The 1,286-nt window shown below is 75.5% G+C and carries 2 protein-coding genes; both read right to left on the bottom strand.

The window, feature by feature from the left end:
- Positions 1-651 (bottom strand): Hpt domain-containing protein (locus EJA20_RS18475; protein WP_205687591.1); only part of this gene is annotated, 651 nt, incomplete at its 3' end.
- 204 nt (positions 652-855) lie between these two features.
- Positions 856-1,286: methyl-accepting chemotaxis protein (locus EJA20_RS18470; protein ID WP_240675648.1), on the bottom strand; the 431-nt coding region annotated here is incomplete at its 5' end.

Here is a 1,286-nt window from a genome sequence, read left to right as displayed (position 1 = left end):
GACGGCGACCGCCACGGCGGCGGTCTCGACGACCGGCTCGGCGGCGGGGGCCGACGCGCCGGCGGGCGCGGCGGCGACAGCCTTGGGGGCGCCGACCTTGCGGCCGACGACCTTCCGGCCGCGGGCCGGGGCGGCCGGGGCCGCGACGGCCTCGACGACCTGCTCCGCGGCGGCGACGACGGCGGCGGCCGCGACGGGCTCGGCCACCGGCTCGGCGACGGGCTCGGCGACGGGCTCGGCAGCCGGCGCCGCGACGGCCCCGGGCTCGGAGTCGCGGACGGCCTCGATCGCCGCGATGGTGCGGTCGATCTCGACCTCGCCCTCGACGCCGTTCGTCTCGATGGCCGTGAGGATGTCGCGGACCGTGTCGGTCAGGGCGAGCAGCACGTCCGTCGTGCGGCCGTCCATCTGGCGGCGGCCGTCGCGCAGCTCGACGAGCAGGTTCTCGCCGACGTGCGTGACCCGCTCGAGCCGCGAGAAGGCCAGGAAGCCGCTCGTGCCCTTGATGGTGTGGATCGTGCGGAAGATGCTGCTCAGGAGCGGCCGGGAACCCGGGGACTCCTCGAGCGCGACGAGGTCGCGGTCGAGCTGGTCCAGGTTCTCGTAGCTCTCGACCAGGAACTCCCGGACGATGTCGTCGATGTCTCCCACGCCGGTCCCTCCCCTCGTCGGGCGTCGTGCCCGACCTCTCCTGCCCATCGGCCGGCGGGGCCGGAACCTGAGCGGCGGGCGCCCGGTGCCGTGCCCCGCGGCCCGAGGGCGCGGTGCGTACGTGCGGTCTGTGTGGTGCGGTCCTGCGTCGTCGTGCGTCGTGCGCGCGTCGTGCGTGCGTCGTGCGGGTGCGTCGTGCGCGCGTCAGTAGGTGAAGCCGGCCACCCGGTCCCGGAGGTCGCGGGCCAGGCCCGCGAGCTCGGTCACCTGGTGCTCGACCTCGTCGACGACGCGCGCGCTCGTCCCGGCCGCCTCGGCGACGGAGGTGATGGTGCTCGCGATGTCCTGCGAGCCCGAGGCCGCCTCGGCGACCCCGCGCGACATCTCGTTCGTCGTCGCGGTCTGCTCCTCCACCGCCGAGGCGATGGTCAGCTGGTAGTCGTTGATGGAGGCGATGATCTGGCCGATCTCGCCGATGGCGACCACGGCCCCGGAGGTGTCGGCCTGGATGGCCTCGACGCGGCGGGCGATGTCCTCCGTGGCGCGGGCGGTCTCGGAGGCGAGCTCCTTGACCTCCCCGGCGACGACCGCGAAGCCCTTGCCGGCCTCCCCGGCGCGCGCGGCCTCGATCGTGG

This window comes from Cellulomonas endophytica (assembly GCF_004123805.1).
GTDB lineage: Bacteria > Actinomycetota > Actinomycetes > Actinomycetales > Cellulomonadaceae > Cellulomonas > Cellulomonas endophytica.
The sequence above is the reverse complement of the archived record's forward strand: the minus strand, read 5'-3'. Positions and strand labels throughout refer to the sequence as shown.